The following is a 642-nucleotide window of genomic DNA, read 5'->3' on the forward strand; positions in this document are numbered from 1 at the left end:
GGGCGGTGTCCCCGCCCAGCAGGAGGTTGTAGGTAAGCGCGATCCGATACCCCGACCGCACCGCGGCGACCTCGTGCCTGCAGTCGGCGTAAAAGGCGACCAGCGACAGATCCGTCCTCGAGCCCCGGTAGGCCATCTTCTCGTCAAGGTGGCGCACCACGAGCTCGCCGCCGGTGTGGCTGGAGGGCAGTACCACCACCAGAGTGCCGATCATCGCGTTGTCCTTCTCGCTGTCCTGATGGGCGCGGAAGAACTGGCCCGGCTCGTACACCAGGAGCGCATGGAGGTCGGCCGTCAGCTCGGCGGCGATCGGCAGGCCCAGCTCGTCTTTTGCCGTCGTCAGAAGAACGTCGAGTGCCTTGTCGTCCCACCGGGCGCGGACGAGGTGCTTCGGGATCTCCCAGGTGTCGCGGACGCCCGGGTCGGTCAGTGTCTCCTCGCCGCGGCCGAACCGGGCGGGCTGGCCGAGGCCGAGCAGCTCGCGGGCCTGCTCGGGCCGGACCGGGAAGGTCACGGGCCCGACGCCCTCGACTTCGAGGCTCAGGTCATCCCTACTCGCCGTCAGCTCCACGCTGAACGCGGACTCCGCGTCGCCTCGCAGCATCCTCGCCAGCCGGTCACGCGCCACGGTCGCCATTGCCC

At 69.8% G+C, this 642-nt stretch carries 1 protein-coding gene; it reads right to left on the reverse strand.

Annotated elements, in window-relative coordinates; all coding sequences use genetic code 11:
* A partial coding sequence (locus U9980_RS27480; protein ID WP_322770589.1) for a 2OG-Fe(II) oxygenase occupies nt 1-642 on the reverse strand: 642 nt, incomplete at both ends.

Origin of the sequence: Protofrankia sp. Cr1, assembly GCF_963555865.1 — a bacterium.
GTDB lineage: Bacteria > Actinomycetota > Actinomycetes > Frankiales > Frankiaceae > Protofrankia.